Source organism: Xenophilus sp. (assembly GCF_044462705.1).
Taxonomy (GTDB): domain Bacteria; phylum Pseudomonadota; class Gammaproteobacteria; order Burkholderiales; family Burkholderiaceae_C; genus Xenophilus; species Xenophilus azovorans.
Window position 1 is genome coordinate 1 of record NZ_JBIQNC010000100.1, and the last position, 18,229, is coordinate 18,229.

The 18,229-nt window shown below is 71.2% G+C and carries 18 protein-coding genes and 1 riboswitch; of the genes, 12 read left to right on the forward strand and 6 right to left on the reverse strand.

What is annotated here, in order from left to right; genetic code table 11:
* A partial coding sequence (gene pdxH, locus ACIY1X_RS15380) for a pyridoxamine 5'-phosphate oxidase (RefSeq protein WP_399681957.1) occupies positions 1–641 on the reverse strand: 641 nt, incomplete at its 3' end.
* 46 nt (positions 642–687) lie between these two features.
* Here pdxH and ACIY1X_RS15385 point away from each other — a divergent pair.
* Together ACIY1X_RS15385 and ACIY1X_RS15390 are read left to right on the forward strand one after the other, a co-directional pair.
* Positions 688–1,599, forward strand: coding sequence for a bestrophin family protein (locus ACIY1X_RS15385; protein WP_399681959.1), 912 nt, complete (start codon positions 688–690; stop codon positions 1,597–1,599).
* Entirely contained in the window at positions 1,596–2,156 is a 561-nt protein-coding gene (locus ACIY1X_RS15390; RefSeq protein ID WP_399681962.1) for an NTP transferase domain-containing protein, read from the forward strand. The genes ACIY1X_RS15385 and ACIY1X_RS15390 overlap by 4 nt, the downstream gene beginning before the upstream one ends.
* Before the next feature lie 22 nt (positions 2,157–2,178).
* Here the strand turns inward: ACIY1X_RS15390 and ACIY1X_RS15395 are convergent, their stop codons facing one another.
* Positions 2,179–2,709 (reverse strand): MarR family winged helix-turn-helix transcriptional regulator, encoded by a 531-nt coding sequence (locus ACIY1X_RS15395; RefSeq protein WP_399681963.1) that lies wholly within the window; start codon positions 2,707–2,709, stop codon positions 2,179–2,181.
* A 236-nt stretch (positions 2,710–2,945) separates the two neighbouring features.
* Between ACIY1X_RS15395 and ACIY1X_RS15400 the strand changes: the two genes are divergently transcribed.
* The 5 genes from ACIY1X_RS15400 to ACIY1X_RS15420 are packed head-to-tail and all read left to right on the forward strand — an operon-like array spanning position 2,946 to position 8,434.
* A complete protein-coding gene (locus ACIY1X_RS15400; protein ID WP_399681965.1) occupies positions 2,946–3,938 on the forward strand; it encodes a Bug family tripartite tricarboxylate transporter substrate binding protein in 993 nt (330 codons plus the stop codon).
* A 7-nt stretch (positions 3,939–3,945) separates the two neighbouring features.
* The gene (locus ACIY1X_RS15405) at positions 3,946–6,288 is read left to right on the forward strand and encodes a xanthine dehydrogenase family protein molybdopterin-binding subunit (RefSeq protein ID WP_399681968.1); all 2,343 of its coding nucleotides are present in this window, start codon (positions 3,946–3,948) and stop codon (positions 6,286–6,288) included.
* On the forward strand, positions 6,281–7,162 hold the full coding sequence (locus ACIY1X_RS15410; RefSeq protein ID WP_399681970.1) for an FAD binding domain-containing protein: 882 nt from the start codon (positions 6,281–6,283) through the stop codon (positions 7,160–7,162). Before ACIY1X_RS15405 ends, ACIY1X_RS15410 begins: the two co-directional genes overlap by 8 nt.
* Positions 7,159–7,638: a (2Fe-2S)-binding protein gene (locus ACIY1X_RS15415; RefSeq protein ID WP_399681973.1), complete on the forward strand. Its 480-nt coding sequence runs from the start codon at positions 7,159–7,161 to the stop codon at positions 7,636–7,638. The genes ACIY1X_RS15410 and ACIY1X_RS15415 overlap by 4 nt, the downstream gene beginning before the upstream one ends.
* Positions 7,628–8,434, forward strand: coding sequence for a CoxG family protein (locus ACIY1X_RS15420; RefSeq protein ID WP_399681975.1), 807 nt, complete (start codon positions 7,628–7,630; stop codon positions 8,432–8,434). The genes ACIY1X_RS15415 and ACIY1X_RS15420 overlap by 11 nt, the downstream gene beginning before the upstream one ends.
* A gap of 4 nt (positions 8,435–8,438) precedes the next feature.
* On the opposite strand, the gene ACIY1X_RS15425 is transcribed toward ACIY1X_RS15420, so the two are convergent.
* Positions 8,439–9,032, reverse strand: coding sequence for a LuxR C-terminal-related transcriptional regulator (locus tag ACIY1X_RS15425; RefSeq protein ID WP_399681976.1), 594 nt, complete (start codon positions 9,030–9,032; stop codon positions 8,439–8,441).
* 97 nt (positions 9,033–9,129) lie between these two features.
* Between ACIY1X_RS15425 and ACIY1X_RS15430 the strand changes: the two genes are divergently transcribed.
* Genes ACIY1X_RS15430 through ACIY1X_RS15440 form a run of 3 tightly spaced genes read left to right on the forward strand, consistent with a single transcriptional unit; the run spans position 9,130 to position 11,732 of the window.
* Positions 9,130–9,936: a CoA transferase subunit A gene (locus tag ACIY1X_RS15430; protein WP_399681978.1), complete on the forward strand. Its 807-nt coding sequence runs from the start codon at positions 9,130–9,132 to the stop codon at positions 9,934–9,936.
* A gap of 13 nt (positions 9,937–9,949) precedes the next feature.
* On the forward strand, positions 9,950–10,588 hold the full coding sequence (locus ACIY1X_RS15435; RefSeq protein WP_038203398.1) for a 3-oxoacid CoA-transferase subunit B: 639 nt from the start codon (positions 9,950–9,952) through the stop codon (positions 10,586–10,588).
* Between the two features lie 46 nt (positions 10,589–10,634).
* The gene (locus tag ACIY1X_RS15440; RefSeq protein WP_399681982.1) at positions 10,635–11,732 is read left to right on the forward strand and encodes a DUF4241 domain-containing protein; all 1,098 of its coding nucleotides are present in this window, start codon (positions 10,635–10,637) and stop codon (positions 11,730–11,732) included.
* 97 nt (positions 11,733–11,829) lie between these two features.
* On the opposite strand, the gene ACIY1X_RS15445 is transcribed toward ACIY1X_RS15440, so the two are convergent.
* From ACIY1X_RS15445 to ACIY1X_RS15455, 3 genes are all read right to left on the reverse strand, one after another.
* A complete protein-coding gene (locus tag ACIY1X_RS15445) occupies positions 11,830–12,861 on the reverse strand; it encodes an NAD(P)-dependent alcohol dehydrogenase (RefSeq protein WP_399681985.1) in 1,032 nt (343 codons plus the stop codon).
* Between the two features lie 145 nt (positions 12,862–13,006).
* Positions 13,007–13,612, reverse strand: a complete 606-nt coding sequence (locus ACIY1X_RS15450; protein WP_399681988.1) for a class I SAM-dependent methyltransferase — start codon at positions 13,610–13,612, stop codon at positions 13,007–13,009.
* A gap of 17 nt (positions 13,613–13,629) precedes the next feature.
* Entirely contained in the window at positions 13,630–15,216 is a 1,587-nt protein-coding gene (locus ACIY1X_RS15455; protein WP_399681997.1) for a glucan biosynthesis protein G, read from the reverse strand.
* Between the two features lie 246 nt (positions 15,217–15,462).
* On the opposite strand from ACIY1X_RS15455, the gene bglX reads away from it, so the two are divergent.
* Both bglX and ACIY1X_RS15465 read left to right on the forward strand, forming a co-directional pair.
* Positions 15,463–17,778, forward strand: a complete 2,316-nt coding sequence (gene bglX / locus ACIY1X_RS15460; RefSeq protein WP_399681991.1) for a beta-glucosidase BglX — start codon at positions 15,463–15,465, stop codon at positions 17,776–17,778.
* A gap of 24 nt (positions 17,779–17,802) precedes the next feature.
* Positions 17,803–17,877: riboswitch (Fluoride riboswitch) on the forward strand.
* A gap of 95 nt (positions 17,878–17,972) precedes the next feature.
* Positions 17,973–18,229: CrcB family protein (locus tag ACIY1X_RS15465; protein ID WP_399681994.1), on the forward strand; the 257-nt coding region annotated here is incomplete at its 3' end.

Consider the following 18,229-nt stretch of genomic DNA (forward strand, 5'->3'; position numbering starts at 1 on the left):
GCCAGGCGCTCGCGTATCCAGGCGCCGCCTTCGACGCGGTAGCGCAGCCGGTCGTGCAGCCGGCTCTTGCGGCCCTGCCAGAACTCCCAGCGGTCGGGCACCAGGCGGAAGCCGCCCCAGTGCGGCGGGCGCGGCGGGTTGAGCAGGAACTTCGCGCTGTACTTCGCGGCGTTGGCCACCAGCACCGAGCGGCCTTCGATCACCTGGCTCTGCGGGCTGGCCCAGGCGCCGATGCGCGAGTCCAGCGGGCGGCTGGCGAAGTAGGCGTCGCTCTCGGCGTCGCCGGCCTTCTCGACCACGCCCTCGATGCGCACCACGCGCTCCAGCTCGACCCAGTGGAACTGCAGCGCGGCGTACGGGTTGCCGGCCAGCTCCTGGCCCTTGCGGCTGTCGTAGTTGGTGTACCAGACGATGCCGCGCGCGTCGTAGCCCTTGACGAGCACGATGCGCGTGGAGGGGCGCAGGTCGCTGCCCACGGTGGCCAGCGTCATGGCGTTGGGCTCGGGCACCTGGGCGGCGATGGCCTCGGACAGCCAGCGCTCGAACTGGGCCAGCGGATCGCTGGCGCTGTGGGCCTCGTCGAGTTCGGCGCGCTCGTAGCTCTTGCGCAGCGAGGCGATGGAGTGGGGCAGGTCGCTCATGGCCGCCGATTGTGCGCGCGCCCCGCGCGCATAACATCGCCCTCCCATGATCGTGCGTCCCCGTCCCCACTGGCTGCGCCTGCTGTTCGTCTGGCGAGGCTCGATCCTGTCGCAGATCCTGCCGCAGTTGCTGGGCACGCTGGCGCTGGCGGTGCTGGTGACGCTGCTGCACGGGCACGTGCTGCGCTGGAAGGTGCCGATGAACTTCGTGCCCTTCTCGCTGATCGGGCTGACGCTGGCGATCTTCCTGGGCTTTCGCAACGGCACCAGCTACGGCCGCTGGTGGGAGGCGCGCACGCTGTGGGGCGCGCTGCTGGTCGAGTGCCGCGCCGCCGTGCGGCAGGCGCAGACGCTGGTGGACGGCGAGGGCCATGCCCCGGTGCTGGCGCATCGGCTGATCGCGCTGGTCCACGCGCTGCGCCACCAGCTGCGCGGCAGCGACGCCGCGGCCGACCTGGCCCGGCTGCTGCCGCCGGAGGAGGCGGGGCGCGCCGGCGCGGCCCGCTACCCGGCGGCGGCCCTGCTGCTGATGGCCGGCGAATGGCTGCGCGACATGCGCCGCCAGGGCCGTGTCGCGCCGGCCGTGGTGCCGGCGCTGGAGCAGCCGCTGGCGCAGATCGGCGCCGCCGTGGGCGGCTGCGAGCGGCTGCACAGCACGCCGATCCCCTTCACCTACGGCGTCATCATCCACCGCACGATCTATCTGTACTGCCTGCTGCTGCCCTTCGGGCTGGTGGATGCGATCGGCCCGATGACGCCGGTGATCGTGGTCTTCGTGGCCTACACCTTCTTCGCGCTGGAGGCGCTGGGCTCGGAGCTGGAGGAGCCCTTCGGCACCGCGCCCAACGCGCTGGCGCTCGACGCGACGTGCTGGACCATCGAGACCTCGCTGCTGGAAGCCATCGGCGAGCGCGGCTGGCCGCCGCAGCCGCAGCCCCGCGACCACGTCTTGACATGACCGGCCTGCCCGTGGTCCTGGTGCTCGCCTCGGGCCGGGGCGAGCGCTTCCGCGCCTCCGGCGGGCAGGTGCACAAGCTGCAGGCGCTGCTGGGCGGGCGGCCGGTGATCGAGCGCACGCTGGAGGCGGTGCGCGCCAGCGGCCTGCCCTGGCATGTGGAGGACGCCGGCCACCCCGGCATGGGCGACTCCATCGCAGCCGCCGTGCGTGCCACGCGCGGGGCGGGCGGCTGGCTCGTGCTGCCGGCCGACCTGCCGCTGGTCAGGCCGGACACGCTGCGCCGCGTGGCCGATGCGCTGGCCGACGGCGCGGGCGCGGCGCAGCCGGTGCACGGCGGCGAACGCGGCCACCCGGTGGGCTTCGGCGCCGCCTGCGGGCCGGCGCTGGCGGCCCTGGCCGGCGCGCAGGGCGCCGCGCCGGTGCTGCGCGCGCAGCGCGAGGCGGGCGCGCTGGTGGAAGTGCCGGTGGACGACGAGGGCATCGTCACCGACATCGACACCGTGGCCGACCTGGCGCGCGCCGAGGCGCTGTGGCGCGCGCGCGGGGCGGGCGGCTGAGCCGCTGCCCGGCGGCATCCGTTCAGATGTCCAGCCCGGGCACGTCGTCTGCGGCGGGGCGGGCGTCGGCCTGCAGGCAGTGCGCGCGCAGGCGCATCAGGGCGCGGTACATGGCGTCGCGCTCCTCGGGCGGCAGCACGCGGATGGCGGCCGCCTGCCGCGCCCGGGCGATCGGGATGGCCTGGCGGTGCAGCGCCTCGCCCTCGGGCGTGATGTGGCACCAGGTCTTCTTGCGCGGGCCGGTGCCCTCGGTCTCCAGCCGCACCAGGCGCCGCCCCTCCAGCAGCTTGAGCGTGCGGCTGACCAGCGCCTTGTCGGAGGTGGACTGCGCGACCAGCTCGCCGAAGACGATGCGCCCGGCGTGCGCCACCAGCGAGAGCAGGCGCCACTCCGACACCGTGAGCCCGAACTGCTCGGCATAGGGCACCGTCAGCTGGCGCCGCAGGGCGTTGCCCACCTGGCTCATCAGGGTGGTGATGAAAGCATCGACGGTCAGGCCGGTGCCGTGCTCGTCCAGGTCGGACCAGGGGGTGGAGGAGGGGGCGTCGCTCATGGAAACGGCCATTCTTCCATGCAGATGCAAGCCTTCTCGCCGGTGAGCGGATTAGAGCGGGGCACCCAGCTGATTCAAGGGTTTACCCTTTAATTGATGGATCAACTATAAGCACAAAATTCGCATCGTTCCTTTGGCGGTTCTTTGATTCATATATGAATCAAATCAAGCGCCTGTCTGTTCCCTGCCCCCTTTCGGCCGCCTGCCGGCGGCCGGCCACCCACGAGGAGCCTTCGATGCCCACGATCCGCCGTCATGTTCTCGCCGCCGCGCTGGCTGCCAGCGCCCTGTCCGCGCTGCCCGCCCTGGCCCAGGGCGACTATCCCGCCGCCAAGCCGGTCACCGTGGTGGTCTCGTACCCGCCCGGGGGCGACACCGACGCCATCGCGCGCCTGTTCGCCGAGAAGCTGGGCCAGCGCATCAAGCAGTCCGTCATCATCGACAACCGGCCGGGCGCCGGCGGCGCCATTGGCAACGGCCACGTCGGCCGCGCCGCGCCGGACGGCTACACGCTGCTGTTCACGCCCAACCCCTTCACCACCGCGCCGATGGTGATGAAGCTCTCCGGCGCGGCCAGCTACGACGTGCTGGGCGGCTACGAGGCCGTCATCAACACCGCCACCCAGCCGCTGGTGCTGGTGGGCAACCCCGCGGCCCTGGGCGACGCGAAGACGCTGCCCCAGCTGGTGGCGGCGGCCAAGGCCGGCAAGTCGGTCTCCTATGCCAGCCCCGGCGCCGGCTCGCCCATGCACATCGTCGGCGAGTGGCTGAACAAGGCCGCCGGCGTGAAGTTCTCGCACGTGCCCTACCGCGGCGTCGGCCCCTCGGTCAACGACGTGGTGGCCGGGCACGTGGACACGGCCTGGGTGACCATCGGCGCGGTGCGCCAGTACCTGGGCACCGGCAAGCTGATCCCGCTGGCGATCGGCGACGCGCAGCGCAGCAGGCTGGCGCCCGAGGTGCCGACGCTGGTGGAGCTGGGCTACAAGGACGTGGTGGTCGGCGCCTGGAACGGCTTCTTCGCGCCCAAGGGCACGCCGGCGGCGGTGGTCAAGCTGCTCAACGAGCATCTGAACGCGATCCTCAAGGAGCCGGAGGTGGTCGAGAAGCTGGCCGTCTTCGGCGCCCTGCCGGCCGGCGGCGCGCCGGACGTGCTCGCCAGGCTGAACCAGCGCGAGTACGCGGTGATGGGCAAGGCGATCCGCGACCTGGGCATCAGCGCCGAGTGAGGCCGCGATGAAGCCGCTTGCCAAGGCCGTGCCGGAAGGCGTGCAGCCGGCGCAGCCGCATTCCACGCTGGGCGTGGAGATCCCGCAGGTGACGGCCCGGGCCAAGGTGCTGGGCCGCGCGATGTACGCCGGCGACATCAAGGTGGCCGGCATGCTGCACGGCAAGGTGCTGCGCAGCCCCTACCCGCACGCGCGCATCGTGTCCATCGACACCTCGGCGGCGCGCGCGCTGCCGGGCGTGAAGGCGGTGCTCACCGGCGACGACGCGCCGGCCCAGCTCTGGGGCGTGCACCACAAGGAGCGCGCCGTGCTCGCCAAAGGCGTGGTGCGCTACTGCGGCGAGGAGGTGGCGGCGGTGGCCGCCCTCACCGAGGAGATCGCGCGCGACGCGCTCGACCTGATCCAGGTGGAATACGAGGAGCTGCCCGCCATCCTCAGCATCGACGAATCGATGGACGGGGAGGCGCCCACCGTACACCCGGGCCGCGAGAACAACGTCGGCCACGAGATCCGCTTCGAGCGCGGCGACGTGGACGCCGCCTTCGCCTCGGCCCATCTGGTGCACGAGGCCACCTACCAGACGCACTCGCAGTACCCCGGCTACATGGAGCCGATGGCCACCGTCGCCGCGCTCGATCCGGACGGCCGCCTGGTGCTGTGGACCTCGACCCAGGCCGTGAACCTGGTGCGCATGCAGGTGGCGGCCACGCTGGGCCTGCCGGTCTCGCGCGTGCGCGTGATCCAGGCCACCACCGGCGGCGGCTTCGGCGGCAAGATCGTGGAAGACGACAACCAGCTCGTCGCCGGCCTGCTGGCGCTGAAGACGAAGCGCCCGGTGCGGCTGGTGAACAACCGGCTGGAGGACTTCCAGGCCTGCTGCGCCAGCGTGCCCGAGCGCATCACGCTCAGGCTGGGCATGGACCGCGAGGGCCTGATCGTCGCCAAGGAGGTGCGCATCCTGGCCGAGTGCGGTGCCTACGCCGGCCTGGCCGGCGACGTGATGCACGTGAGCGCCATGCGCAGCGACAACATGCACCGCAACGGCAACGTGCGCTCGCATGCCACGCTGTACTACACCAACAACCCGCCGCGCGGCGCCTTCCGCGGCTTCGGCGGCACGCAGATGCTGTTTGCGCTCAACAGCCACATCCACGTGATGGCCGGCAAGCTGGGCCTGGACCCGGTGGAGGTGCACCGGCGCAACGTGCTGCCGGCCGGCGAGGTCTCGGTGCACGGCTGGCAGATCGGCAGCAACGGGCTGGTCGAATGCATCGAGCAGGCGACCGAGGCCATCGGCTGGGCTGCCAAGCGCAGTGCGCCCAAGGCCGCCGGCGTGAAGCGCCGCGGCGTGGGCATGGCCGCCGCCATGCACGTCAGCGGCAACCGCACCATCGGCAACTGGGACGGCTCCACCGTCGTCGTGAAGATCAACGAAGACGGGCGCGTGAACGTCATCAGCGGCGAGTGCGACATGGGGCAGGGCGCGTCCACCATGCTCAGCCAGATCGTCGCGCACGAACTGGGCTTGCCGCTGGCCGACGTGCACGTCGTGCCGCCCGACACCGACGTGGCGCCGGTGGCGGTAGGCACGCTGGCCTCGCGCGTGACCATGTCGGGCGGCAACGCCGCCATCGTGGCGGGGCGCAAGGCGCGCGACGAACTGTTCGCGCTGGCCGCGCTGCGCTGGGAGGTCGAGCCTTCGGCGCTGTCCATCGGCGGCGGCGCGGTGTTCGTCACCGACCGGCCCGAGCAGCGCGCCACGCTGGCCGAGCTGGCGCGCCAGGCCGTCTGGCGCCACGGCGGCGGCGGCATCCAGGTCAGCGGCACCTGGGATCCGAAGACCGTGATGCACGACGACCAGCTCTACGGCAACATCGCGCCGGCCTACTCCTACGCCGCGCAGGCGGTGGAGGTGGAGGTCGACTGCGAGACAGGCCGCGTGACGGTGCTCGACAGCTACGTCGCCGACGACTGCGGCAAGGCGCTCAACCCGATCGCCGTGCACGGCCAGTCCAACGGCGCCGCGGCGCAGGCCATCGGCTGGGCGCTGTACGAGCAGCTGCACTACGAGAACGGGCGCCTGGCCAACGGCAACTTCGCCGACTACACCCTGCCCACCGCCGACGCGCTGCCCGAGCTGCGCGGCGGCCTCGTCGAGTCCAACGACCCCAACGGCCCCTACGGCGCCAAGGGCGCGAGCGAGACGGCCATCCTGCCCGGCGCGCCGGCCATCGCCAACGCGGTGGAAGACGCGGTGGGCGTGCGCATCACCGAACTGCCCATCACGCCCGAGAAGGTGCTGGCCGCGCTGCGTGCCAGAAAAGAAGAAGAAGGAGCGGCCCATGCGTGAGTTCGACTGGCTGGAGCCCGCCTCGGTCGAGGAAGCCAGCCGCATGCTGGCCGACCTGGGCGACGAGGTGCGCGTGATCGCTGGCGGCACCGCGCTGATGCTGGGCATGCGCCAGCGCATGCTGGCGCCGACGCACCTGATCTCGGTGGCGCGGATCGAGCGCCTGCGCGGCATAGCGTTCGATGCGCAGCAGGGCCTGCGCATCGGCGCGCTGGCGCGGCATGCGGACGTGGCCCGCTCGCCGCTGGTGCGGCAGCACGCGCCGGTGCTCGCCAGCATGGCGGCGCGCGTGGCCAACCCGCAGGTGCGCAACCAGGGCACGATCGGCGGCAACCTCTGCTATGCCGACCCGTCCACCGACCCACCGGGCTGCCTGATGGCGCTGGATGCGCAGGTGGTGCTGGGCAGCGTGCGCGGCGAGCGCGTGCTCTCGATCGAGGAATTCCTGGTCGACTACTACGTGACGGCGCTGGAGCCCGACGAGATCGTGCTGGAGATCCGCGTGCCGCCGCTGGCCGCCGGCACCGAGGGGGTGTACTCGCGCTTCCTGCGCACGGCGGCGGAGCACCGGCCGCTGGCGAGCGTCGCCCTGGTGGCGCGGCGCGAGGGCGCGCTGTGCCGCGAGGCGCGCATTGCCGTCGGTGCATCGACGCCCATCCCCACGCGGCTGCGGCGCGCCGAAGCCTTCCTCGAAGGCCGAAGCATCACGCCCGAGGTCGCTGCCGAGGTGGCCGACATCGTGGCGCAGGACATCACGCCCGTGGAAGACCTGCGCGGCAGCGCCGAATTCCGCCGCGACATGGTGCGCGCCGTGGCGCGCCGCACAGTGGCCGAGCTGTTCGGCCTGTCGATCGACGAAGGAGTTGCCGCATGAGCACCCACCGCATCGAATGCACCGTCAACGGCGAGGCCCACAGCGTCGAGGTGCCCGCGCGCCGGCTGCTCGCGGACTTCCTGCGCGACGACCTGCACCTCACGGGCACCAAGCGCGGCTGCGAGACGGGCATCTGCGGCGCCTGCTCGGTGCTGCTCGATGGCGAGGTCGTCAAGTCCTGCCTGATGCTGGCCGTGCAGGTCAACGGCCGCGAGCTCACCACCATCGAAGGGCTGGCCGAGGGCGACGAGCTGCACCCGCTGCAGAAGAACTTTATGCAGTGCGGCGGCCTGCAGTGCGGCTACTGCACGCCGGGCTTCATCATGGCCTCGTGCGACCTGCTCAAGAACAACCCCCGGCCGAGCTGCGACGAGGTGCGTCACGGCCTGTCGGGCAACCTGTGCCGCTGCACCGGCTACACGCAGATCGTGGAATCGGTGCTGCACGCGGCCGAGGAGATGAATCATGGAGATTGAGAAGACCCTGGCCGTGTCGGCCCCGCGCGAGCAGGTGTGGGCGCTGCTGCTGGACCCGCAGGTGATGGCCGGCGCCGTGCCCGGCATGAAGTCGATCGACGTCGTCAGCCCCACGGAATACGTGGCGGTGATGCACCAGAAGATCGCCTTCATCAGCGCCAAGTTCAAGCTGCGCACCCACATCACCGAGCAGCGCGCGCCGGAGTACCTGTGCGCCGAGGGCACGGGTGAGGACGCCTCGGTGGCCAGCTCGCTCAAGCAGCGCAGCGAGGTGTTCCTGACGCCGACGGCCGACGGCGGCACCGAGCTGCGCATCAAGGTCAGCGTGGACCTGCTGGGCCGGCTGGGCACCTTCGGTCTGAGCGTGATGAAGACCAAGGCCGACCGGCTGTGGGAGGAGTTCGGCGCCAACCTGAAGGCGCGCATCGAGGCCGGCGGGCTGCCGGCGGCGCCTGCCGTGATGGCGAGCACGCCAGCCCCGGCGCCCGTGCCGCCGGTGGCGCACAAGCCTGCACCGGCCCCGTCGCCTGCCGTCGTGCCGGCGCCTGCACCCGCCGCGCCCGTCCAGGCCGTCAGCGTCGCCGAACCCGCCGAGGTGGAGGAGGGCGGCTTCTGGTCGCGCCTGCTCGGCGGCGGCGGCGGCAGGCCGGCGCGTGCGAACGGCCATGTCGCGGCGGCCGGCCGCAGCATCCGCGTCGAGGTGCGCCAGCTCGACCGCACCGTCAGCGTGGAGTGGCCCGTCGAGGCGGCCGACCAGTGCCGCGCCTGGCTGCGCGAGCTGGTGCGCCAGCCCTGAGCCTTCAGGCCGCCAGCAACTTCTGCACCAGCGCCGCGGTCGTCGCCGCGGCGTACTTGCGCATCAGGCGCGCGCGGTGGATCTCCACCGTGCGGTGGCTGATGCCCAGCGCGCGGCCGATCTCCTTGCTGGTCAGCCCGCGCATCAGGTGCGCCGCCACCTCGCGCTCGCGCGGCGTCAGCTCGGCCTTGTCGGCGCGGCGCGCGCCCAGGTCCTCGAAGGTCCAGATGCCGGCGGCGTGCGGTGCCTCGCGGTTGAGCGCGCGGCCGGTGACGTGGCACCAGAAGGTCTCGCCGGCGCGCATGCCGTGCAGGCTGCCCACGCGGCGCATCATGCGGTTGTCGGCATAGTGGCCGCTGGCGTTGAGGATCGGCTCCATGCGCCGGCCGATGCGCTCGAATTCCGCCACGCTGGGGTACAGCACGCGAAAGGACTGGCCCACCAGTTGTTCGCGCGTGGCGCCGAACATCTCGGTGAGCCGCGCGTTGCAGTCCACCATGATGCGCTGGCGCGACAGCACCATGCCCACCGGGGCGTGCTCGAAGGCGAGCCGGTAGTCGATGGCGGCGGGGGGCTCGGCTCTCTCGGGACTGTCCATTACGAAATACTACGTATGCGGATACGTAGTATCGTCCGAGGCGGTCCATCCTCCGTCACCATCACCGTTCAATCCCTTCATCGAAGAGCGAGGCACCATGGCGAACAAGATCTATCCCGACGCGAAGTCGGCCCTGGCCGGCGTCGTGGCCGACAACCAGATGCTGGCCGTCGGCGGCTTCGGCCTGTGCGGCATCCCCGAGGCGCTGATCGAGGCGCTCAAGGAAAGCGGCGTCAAGAACCTCACCTGCGTCTCCAACAACGCGGGCGTCGACGGCTTCGGCCTCGGCAAGCTGCTGGAGACGCGCCAGATCAAGAAGATGATCGCCAGCTACGTGGGCGAGAACAAGGAGTTCGAGCGTCAGTTTCTGGCGGGCGAGCTGGAGCTGGAGTTCACGCCCCAGGGCACGCTGGCCGAGAAGCTGCGCGCCGGCGGCGCCGGCATCCCGGCCTTCTTCACCAAGACCGGCGTAGGCACCCAGGTGGCCGAGGGCAAGGAACTGCGCGAGTTCGACGGCGAGACCTACGTGATGGAGCGCTCGCTGGTGCCCGACGTGTCGCTGGTCAAGGCGGCGGTGGCCGACAAGTCGGGCAACCTGCGCTTCAACCTCACCGCGCGCAACTTCAACCCGGCTGCCGCCACAGCCGGGAAGGTGTGCATCGTCGAGGTCGAGAAGATCGTCGAGGTGGGCGAGCTGGCGCCGGACGACATCCATCTGCCCGGCATCTACGTGCACCGCATCGTGCTCAACGCCAACCCCGAGAAGCGCATCGAGAAGCGGACCCTGAGCGCCGCCGCGCCGGTGGACGCCGCCAGCGCCAAGGTGCAGGCGCAGGCCGCCATCGCCCAGGCGGCCGCCGGCAGCGAAGTGCCCGGCACCATCAAGAACAACGGCAAGCAGTAAGAAGGAGCCTCACATGCCCTGGACCCAAGACCAGATGGCCGCGCGCGCGGCGCAGGAACTGGAAGACGGCTTCTACGTGAACCTCGGCATCGGCATCCCGACGCTGGTGGCCAACTTCGTCGGCGACAAGGAGGTGTGGCTGCAGAGCGAGAACGGCATGCTCGGCATCGGCCCCTTCCCGACGGAGGACCAGGTCGACGCCGACCTCATCAACGCCGGCAAGCAGACCGTGACCACGCTGCCCGGCAGTGCGATCTTCGGCAGCGACCAGAGCTTCGCGATGATCCGCGGCGGCAAGATCAACCTGTCGATCCTGGGCGCCATGCAAGTCAGCGAGAAGGGCGACCTGGCCAACTGGATGATCCCCGGCAAGATGGTCAAGGGCATGGGCGGCGCCATGGACCTGGTGGCCGGCGTCAAGCGCGTGATCGTGCTGATGGAGCACGTCGCCAAGAAGAAAGACGGCACCACCGACATGAAGATCCTGCCCCAGTGCACGCTGCCCCTGACCGGCGTGGGCGTGGTGGACCGCATCATCACCGACCTGGGCGTGTTCGACGTCACGCCGCAGGGGCTGAAGGTGATCGAGCTGGCCGAGGGCGTGAGCTTCGACGAGGTGCAGGGCAAGACCGGGGTGAAGCTGGTCCAGTGACGCGCGGGCTTCGGCCGGCGCCGCGCGGCGGCGTAGCATGCCGCGCATGGCCTACATCGACCTCGACAACCTGCGATCGGTCTTCCTGGACGACGCGGCGCTGAAGCAGCGGCGCCTGAGCCGGCAACGCGCCGGCATGCTGCAGATCACCAGCGGCCGCATCGTGGCCTGCGACCCGCTGGTGCAGCCGGAGCGGCCCGCCTTCGCACGCGCACTGGCGCAGCGGGGCGGGCATGCGGTGGACGTGATCCTGGGCAGCGTGCCGGCGCTGGCGGTGCTGTGGCTGCGCGAGCGCGCCGGCCTCGACGCGGCCGCGCTGCACTGGGAGCCGGCGCTGCTCGACGGGGAGTCGGCGGACATGCTGGCCGGCGACGCCTTCTACGGCTATCCGGTCGATGCGGGCATGGGCTGCTTCATGGACGCGCAGACCGGGCCCGCCATCGGCGAGCGCGACGGCCTCGAGTCGGCGGCGCCCGGCTACGTGAGCTACTACGACGACGTGCTTGCGCCCGAGCTGGGCGAGGGCGACATGGCCGACCACTACCCGCTCGGGCAGGGCTCGGCGAACAACGTGGTGGTCTTCCGGTCCGGCTGGGGAGACGGCAGCTATCCCAGCTTCTGGGCGCTCGACGCCGCGGGCGAGCCCGTGGCGCTGGTCACGGACTTCCTGACCATCGAAGGCGGCGATGCGCGCGACGCGGACGACCGGCGCGGCGAGGCCTACCTCGCCAGTCTTTCCAGCGAGAAGATCGCGGCGCTGGAGGCCCTGGGCGACGCCGCCGAGCGCGGCGACGCCGATGCCGTGCGCAGCCTGCTGGCCGCCGGCGTGGCCGGGGCGAACGAGATCGTTCCCTCGTCGGGCGAGACGGCCATCAGCAGCGCGATCCGGCGCGACCGCACGACGGCGCTGCGTGTGCTGCTGGGCAACGGACCCTGTCCGCCGATGCCGGAAGCGCTGCACATGAAGGGCGTGACCAGCTACCCGGCCTATGCGCGCTTCCTCAAGACGCCGCGCGACCCGGCGCTGCTGGCGGTGCTCGATGCCGCACAACAGCGGGCACAGGGGCGCGTGCCGGCATCCGCGCCGCCCGCATCACGGGCCGCGGCGCCCTCCAAGCCATTCTGGAAGCGCTGGCTTTCCTGAAGGAGGGAGAAGCGGCAGGGTGCACGTGGCGTGCGATGCGCGTCGACGGTTCTCCCGTGTGCGTGCAAGGATGGGCTCGATGATCCGGGCCGCGCGCTCAGGGCCGCAGCACGGCGCGGCCCTTGATGTGGCCCTCACGCAGGCGCTGGTACACGTCCAGGGCGTCCTCCAGCGGAAACACCTCCGTCTCCACGTGGATGAGGCCCTGCCCGGCCAGAGCGATGACTTCCATCAGTTCGGTGCGCGAGCCCCAGTAGGGCATGCTGACCTCGCAGCCGAAGGGCGGGCTGCCCTGGGCGTAGTGGAGCGTGCCGCCGCCCAGGCCGACGATGGCGATGCGGCTGGCGCGGCCGACGATGCGGCTGCACAGGTCCAGCGTCGGCTGGGCGCCGACGAAGTCCAGCGCCACCGTCACGCCGCGCTCGCCGACCAGGGCGCGGATCTCCTCGGCGGCGCGCTCCGGGTCGCGGGTGTCGATGGTGTGCGCCACGCCCAGCGCGCGGGCGTGCGCCAGCTTCGCGCCGTCGATGTCGCCGGCGATGATGCGCGCCGAACTGAGCGCCCGCAGGATCTGCACGGCCATGTGGCCCAGGCCGCCGATGCCGATCACGACGACGGTCGCGTCCGGCGTCAGCCAGGGCAGCGCGGCCTTGATCGCGTGGTAGGGCGTGAGCGCCGCGTCGCTCAGCGGCGCCGCCTTGGCCGGGTCGAGCCCGCCCAGGGGCACCAGCAGGCGGGGTGAGGGCACGACCATGTATTCGGCCATGCCGCCGTCCGAACCCAGGCCGCCGCCCATCGTCGGGATGCTGGCATGGTGCTCGCAGTAGTTCTCGGCCGAGGTCTGGCAGGTGCGGCACGCGCCGCAGCCCCAGGGGCCGTAGACCGCCACGGCGTCGCCTTCCTTCCAGCCGGCGGCGCCGGCGCCCAGGGCCTCGATCCAGCCCGCGTTCTCGTGGCCCAGCGTGAAAGGGCCGAGCGGCCCGAGGCCGTGGTCCAGCACGTGCAGGTCGGAGTGGCACACGCCCGCCCCGGCGATGCGCACCAGCACCTGGCCGGGGCCGGGCGCCGGCTTGGGCAGGTCGACGATTTCCGGGGGACGCCCGGCTCCGACGTATCTCACGGCCTTCATGCGGATACCCCTTTCGACGGTGCGCCTGCACAGGCAGGCCGAAGTCATTCTCCGGCAGGGGCATCCTGCTGAACAGGGGCGGCGGGCCCGGCGCGAAGCGTCCATGCGCCGGATCAAGACATCGGCCCGCGCAGGCCGCCCGGGCTCAGGCGTCCGCGCGCTCCAGCGCGAACACCGGCACCTGCGCCTGCCGGCTCAGCCACACGCCGCCGCCCATCTCGGCGAAGTGTGGTGCCAGGCCGCGCCGGTAGACCTCGGCGCGGTGGCGGAAGATGCGCGCGTCGGTCAGGTCCTCGTCCACGATGTCGCGCTCGAAGTCCTCGCGCGTAACGGCCTCCACGTACAGCGCGCCGCGGCTCAGGCCGCCCAGGTTGTGCAGCGCGCGCTTCAGGTCGGCGGGGGCCAGGTAGGGCAGCACGCCCTGGCAGACGACGAAGTCGAAGGGGCGCTCGGCCCGGTAGTCGACGACCGAGCCGCGCTCCCAGCCGTAGCGCTCGCACAGATATTCGCTGAACTCCACGCCCTGGTAGTGCGCCTGCGGGAAGTGCCGCGCCACGACGTCCCGCCACACGCCGATGCCGCAGCCCACGTCGAGCACGCGGCGCACCGGCACGCGCAGGTACTTCAGGTAGCCGCAGACGAAGGCGCCGAGCCGCTCGGCGTGCTGCGGGTCGATGACCCGGGTCTTGGCGTCGAAGTAGAAGCGCTGGTAGTAGGCCGCGTCGAAGGTGGCGGCGTCGGCTGACTTCATGCGAAGGGCGCCGGTGCTCAGCGGCTGCCGGCCGCCGGTGCCGGCGCGGCAGGGGGCGCCGGCGGCGGCGGTGGCGGCGGCACCGGCGGGATCTGGAAGCTCCAGGTCTCGCTGATCGGCTTGCCGCCCTGCGCCAGCGCGGCGCGCAGCTCGCTGACCTGCGCCGGGTCCTTCACCTTCACGCGCATCGCCAGGCGCCAGCCCTTGATGGGGTCGTTGCGCAGCAGGCTGCTCTCCAGGATCTCGACGTTGGCGTTGCCGCTGATCTGCGTCTGCAGCGCCGCGTCGGGCGCCAGCCTGGCCAGCGCCGGCCCCTCGAAGTCCACGATCAGCGCGGTGCTGCCGTCGATCTGGCGGATCAGGTTGGGCTGCAGGCGCTCGCCCTCGCTCTGGAACGTCTGCCGGACCCAGGCGTTGTTCTGCGCGTGCAGCGCCGGCTCGTCCATGGTCCAGTGCATGCGGTAGGCGTACTGCAGCATCTGGCCGCGCGTGACGGGCGCGTCGGGCGTCCAGAAGGCGACGATGTTGTCGTTGGTCTCGTCCGCCGTGGGGATCTCCATCAGCGTGACCTTGCCCTTGCCCCAGTCGTTCTGGGGCTCGATCCAGGCGCTGGGGCGCAGGTCGTAGCGGTCCTTCAGGTCCTCGAAGCGCTGGAAGGCATGGCCGCGCTGCAGCAGGCCGAAGCCGCGCGGGCGGTCCACCTGGAAGCTGCTGACCGCCACCGCGCCGCGCGGGTTGTTCAGCGGGCGCCAGATCCACTCGTCGTTGCCGGCATGGATGGCCAGGCCGTTGGAGTCGTGGATGGCGGGGCGCCAGTTGCGCAGGTGCTCGGGCCAGCGCTGGTTGGGGCCGTAGAGGAACATGCTGGTCAGCGGCGCGATGCCCAGCATGCCGATGTCGCCGCGCACGAAGAGATTGGCCTGCACGTCGAGCACCGCGTCGCGCCCGGGCTGCAGGATGAACTGGTAGGCGCCGGTGGCGCGCGGCGAATCCATCAACGCGTAGATCACGAGCTGCTTGTCCTGCGGCGCCGGGCGCTGGATCCAGTACTCGATGAAGTTCGGGAACTCCTCCTTGCCCGGCGAGGTGGTGTCGATGGCCAGGCCGCGGCCCGACAGGCCGTACACCTGGCCCTTGCCGATGACGCGGAAGTAGCTGGCGCCCAGCAGGCTCATCACCTCGTCGAACTTGCCGTCCTGGTTGATGGGGTAGAGCACCCGGAAGCCCGCGTAGCCGAGCTGGCGCGTGGCTTCGCGGTCGAAGCTGAGGTCGCCGAAGTCGAAGCGGTCGGGCTCGTAGCGGATCTCGCGCGCCTCGCCGCCCACCACCTCGTGGATCTTCACCGGGAAGTTGAACTGCATGCCCTGGTGGTAGAAGTTCAGGCGGAAGGGCGTGGGCTGGTCGCGCCACTCGAAGCGGTCGGAGCGCGGCTGGATCTTCATGTAGTCGGCGAACTGCATGTTGCCGAAGACCGGCGGCAGGTTGCTCGCCGGTGCCGCGTAGGGCCTGGCCGCCAGCGCGCGGGCGCGGGCGGTGACGTCGTCGAGCGAGAAGGACCGTTGTCCCTGCGCGTGGGCGGCCAGCGGCAGCGCAGGCAGCACCATGAGCGCGAGGAGATGCAGGAAGGCGAGGGCGGAGGCAGGGCGCGCGGCGCGCACGAGTCGAGTGATCATGGACCGTTGTTCTGGTTCGATGCGCTCGGAAGGCGCAGGGAGCCCAAAAGCTTAGCATCGGCCGCCTGCGTGGCCCTGTAGGAGCCCGGCGCACCTGCGGGGGAAGCGGGCGGCGCAGCCTCTAAGATGCCCCGCTCGACGTCCGCACGCTCGCAACAAGCAAGGAATGCACAGCCGATGAAGTTCACGACCAAGAGGCCTGCGCTCGCGGCGCTGGCCGCCCTGGCCGCGCCACTGGCCTTCGCCCAGCCCAACCCCGCGCTGATCGACAACAAGCCGGCCTTCGTCGCCGACCTGCTCAGGCAGATGACGCTGGAGGAGAAGGTGGGGCAGCTGCGCCTGATCAGCATCGGCCCCGAGATGCCTGCCGCGCAACTGGCCGAGGAGATCGCGGCCGGCCGCGTGGGCGGCACCTTCAACTCCATCAATCACAAGGAGCAGCGCCCCCTGCAGGAAGCGGCGGTGAATCGCAGCCGGCTGAAGATCCCGATGCTCTTCGCCTACGACGTGCTGCACGGGCACCGCACCTCCTTCCCCATCGGCCTGGGCCTGGCGTCGAGCTGGGACATGGAGGCGGTGCGCCTGACCGCCCGCACCGCCGCCGTCGAGGCCGCCGCCGACGGCGTGGACGTGACCTTCGCGCCCACCGTGGACATCTCGCGCGACCCGCGCTGGGGCCGCACCTCCGAGGGCTTCGGCGAAGACCCGTACCTCGTCTCGCAGATCGCGCGGGCGATGGTGCAGGGCTTCCAGAACGGCACGCCGGCCGGCAAGGTGCTGGGACGCGACAGCATCATGGCCTCGGTCAAGCACTTCGCGCTGTACGGCGCGGTGGAGGGCGGGCGCGACTACAACATCGTCGACATGAGCCCCATGCGCATGTACAACGACTACCTGCCGCCCTACAAGGCGGCGATCGATGCCGGCGCGGGCGGCGTGATGATCGCGCTCAACACCGTCAACGGCCAGCCCGCGACGTCGAACACCTGGCTGCTGCAGGACCTGCTGCGCAAGGACTGGGGCTTCCGCGGCGTCACCTTCAGCGACCACGGCGCCATCACCGAGCTGATGCGTCACGGCGTCGCGCGCGACGAGCGCGAGGCGGCCAAGCTGGCCATCAAGGCGGGCGTGGACATGAGCATGGCCGACCAGGTCTACCTGAAGGAGCTGCCGGGCCTGGTGAAGTCCGGCGAGGTGCCGATGAAGACGCTGGACAACGCCGTGCGCGAGGTGCTGGGCGCCAAGTACGACATGGGCCTGTTCCACGCCCCGTTCCTGCGCATCGGCAAGGCCGAGGACGATCCGCCCGACCTCAAGGCCGACAGCCGCCTGCACCGCGCCCCGGCGCGCGACGTGGCGCGCCGCTCGATGGTGCTGCTGGAGAACCGCAACCGCACGCTGCCCATCGCAAAGGGCGCGGCGGTGGCGCTGGTCGGCCCGCTGGCCGATGCGCCGATCGACATGATGGGCGTGTGGTCGGGCCAGGCCGTGTGGAAGCAGTCGGTAACGCTGCGCACCGGCATGGAGAAGGCGCTCGAGGGGCAGGGCAGGCTGCTCTACGCGCGCGGCGCCAACGTGACCGAGGACAAGGCCATCGTCGAGTACCTGAACTTCCTCAACTGGGACGAGCCCGAGGTGGTGCAGGACAAGCGCGCGCCGCAGGAGATGATCGACGAGGCCGTCGCCACCGCGAAGCAGGCCGACGTCGTCGTCGCCGCGGTGGGCGAGTCGCGCGGCATGTCGCACGAGTCCTCCAGCCGCACGCGGCTGGACCTGCCCGAAAGCCAGCAGGCGCTGCTCAAGGCGCTCAAGGCCACGGGCAAGCCGCTGGTGCTGGTGCTGATGAACGGCCGCCCGCTCACGCTGAACTGGGAGAAGGCGAACGCCGACGCGATGCTGGAGACCTGGTTCGCCGGTACCGAGGGCGGCCACGCCATCGCCGACGTGCTGTTCGGCGACGCCAACCCCTCGGGCAAGCTGCCCATCTCGCTGCCGCGCTCGGTGGGGCAGATTCCCACCTACTACAACCACCCGCGCCTGGGCCGGCCTTTCACGCCGGGCAAGCCGGGCAACTACACCTCGCAGTACTTCGACGAGCCGCAGGGCGCGCTCTATCCCTTCGGCCACGGCCTGAGCTACACCGACTTCAGCCTCTCGGACGTGACGCTCTCCAGCGCCCGCATGCCGCGCGGCGGCAAGGTGGAGGCGAGCGTCACCGTCGCCAACACCGGCGACCGCGCCGGCGAGACGGTGGTGCAGCTCTACATCCAGGACGTGGCCGCCTCGGTGGTGCGCCCGGTCAAGGAGCTGAAGGACTTCCGCAAGCTGATGCTGCAGCCGGGCGAGAAGAAGGAGGTGCGCTTCACCATCGGCGAGGACAAGCTGGCCTTCTACAACGCCAAGCTCCAGTACCTGGCCGAGCCGGGCGAGTTCAAGGTGCAGATCGGCCTGGACTCGCAGAACGTCAAGGAGCAGGGCTTCGAGCTGAAATAGCGCCGCGGCCCCGGTGCTATGCTTTCGGGTGATGGGAATGGAGCTTCCCGACAACCGCCCCGAGGGACGTCCCGACGGGCTGATGGCTCCTGCTTCACGGGCGCGGCGCGCCTGCGATGCGGGGCCGCGCTTCTTCTTCCCCGCCGCATCCGCCGTGCCCTGCCGTTCTTCCTGAACCTTCACATGGGCATGACATGGAATTCCTGATCGTCTTTCTCGGCGGCGGCCTCGGCTCCGCGATGCGCCACGGCGTCAACGTGCTGGCGGCGCGCTACGTCGCCAGCGGCTTTCCCTTCGGCACGCTGGCCATCAACGTGCTCGGCTCCTTCGTCATGGGGCTGATCGTCGAACTGCTGGCGCTGCGCATGGGGCTGCCGCAGAACCTGCGGCTGTTCCTCACCACCGGCATCCTCGGCGGCTTCACGACCTTCTCCACCTTCTCGCTCGAAGC

Coding starts and splice junctions, on each gene's coding strand:
- ACIY1X_RS15385 (WP_399681959.1), top strand. CDS start 688: ATGATCGTGCGTCCCCGTCCCCACTGGCTGCGCCTGCTGTTCGTCTGG.
- ACIY1X_RS15390 (WP_399681962.1), top strand. CDS start 1,596: ATGACCGGCCTGCCCGTGGTCCTGGTGCTCGCCTCGGGCCGGGGCGAG.
- ACIY1X_RS15395 (WP_399681963.1), bottom strand. CDS start 2,709: ATGAGCGACGCCCCCTCCTCCACCCCCTGGTCCGACCTGGACGAGCAC.
- ACIY1X_RS15400 (WP_399681965.1), top strand. CDS start 2,946: ATGCCCACGATCCGCCGTCATGTTCTCGCCGCCGCGCTGGCTGCCAGC.
- ACIY1X_RS15405 (WP_399681968.1), top strand. CDS start 3,946: ATGAAGCCGCTTGCCAAGGCCGTGCCGGAAGGCGTGCAGCCGGCGCAG.
- ACIY1X_RS15410 (WP_399681970.1), top strand. CDS start 6,281: ATGCGTGAGTTCGACTGGCTGGAGCCCGCCTCGGTCGAGGAAGCCAGC.
- ACIY1X_RS15415 (WP_399681973.1), top strand. CDS start 7,159: ATGAGCACCCACCGCATCGAATGCACCGTCAACGGCGAGGCCCACAGC.
- ACIY1X_RS15420 (WP_399681975.1), top strand. CDS start 7,628: ATGGAGATTGAGAAGACCCTGGCCGTGTCGGCCCCGCGCGAGCAGGTG.
- ACIY1X_RS15425 (WP_399681976.1), bottom strand. CDS start 9,032: ATGGACAGTCCCGAGAGAGCCGAGCCCCCCGCCGCCATCGACTACCGG.
- ACIY1X_RS15430 (WP_399681978.1), top strand. CDS start 9,130: ATGGCGAACAAGATCTATCCCGACGCGAAGTCGGCCCTGGCCGGCGTC.
- ACIY1X_RS15435 (WP_038203398.1), top strand. CDS start 9,950: ATGCCCTGGACCCAAGACCAGATGGCCGCGCGCGCGGCGCAGGAACTG.
- ACIY1X_RS15440 (WP_399681982.1), top strand. CDS start 10,635: ATGGCCTACATCGACCTCGACAACCTGCGATCGGTCTTCCTGGACGAC.
- ACIY1X_RS15445 (WP_399681985.1), bottom strand. CDS start 12,861: ATGAAGGCCGTGAGATACGTCGGAGCCGGGCGTCCCCCGGAAATCGTC.
- ACIY1X_RS15450 (WP_399681988.1), bottom strand. CDS start 13,612: ATGAAGTCAGCCGACGCCGCCACCTTCGACGCGGCCTACTACCAGCGC.
- ACIY1X_RS15455 (WP_399681997.1), bottom strand. CDS start 15,216: ATGGTGCTGCCTGCGCTGCCGCTGGCCGCCCACGCGCAGGGACAACGG.
- bglX (WP_399681991.1), top strand. CDS start 15,463: ATGAAGTTCACGACCAAGAGGCCTGCGCTCGCGGCGCTGGCCGCCCTG.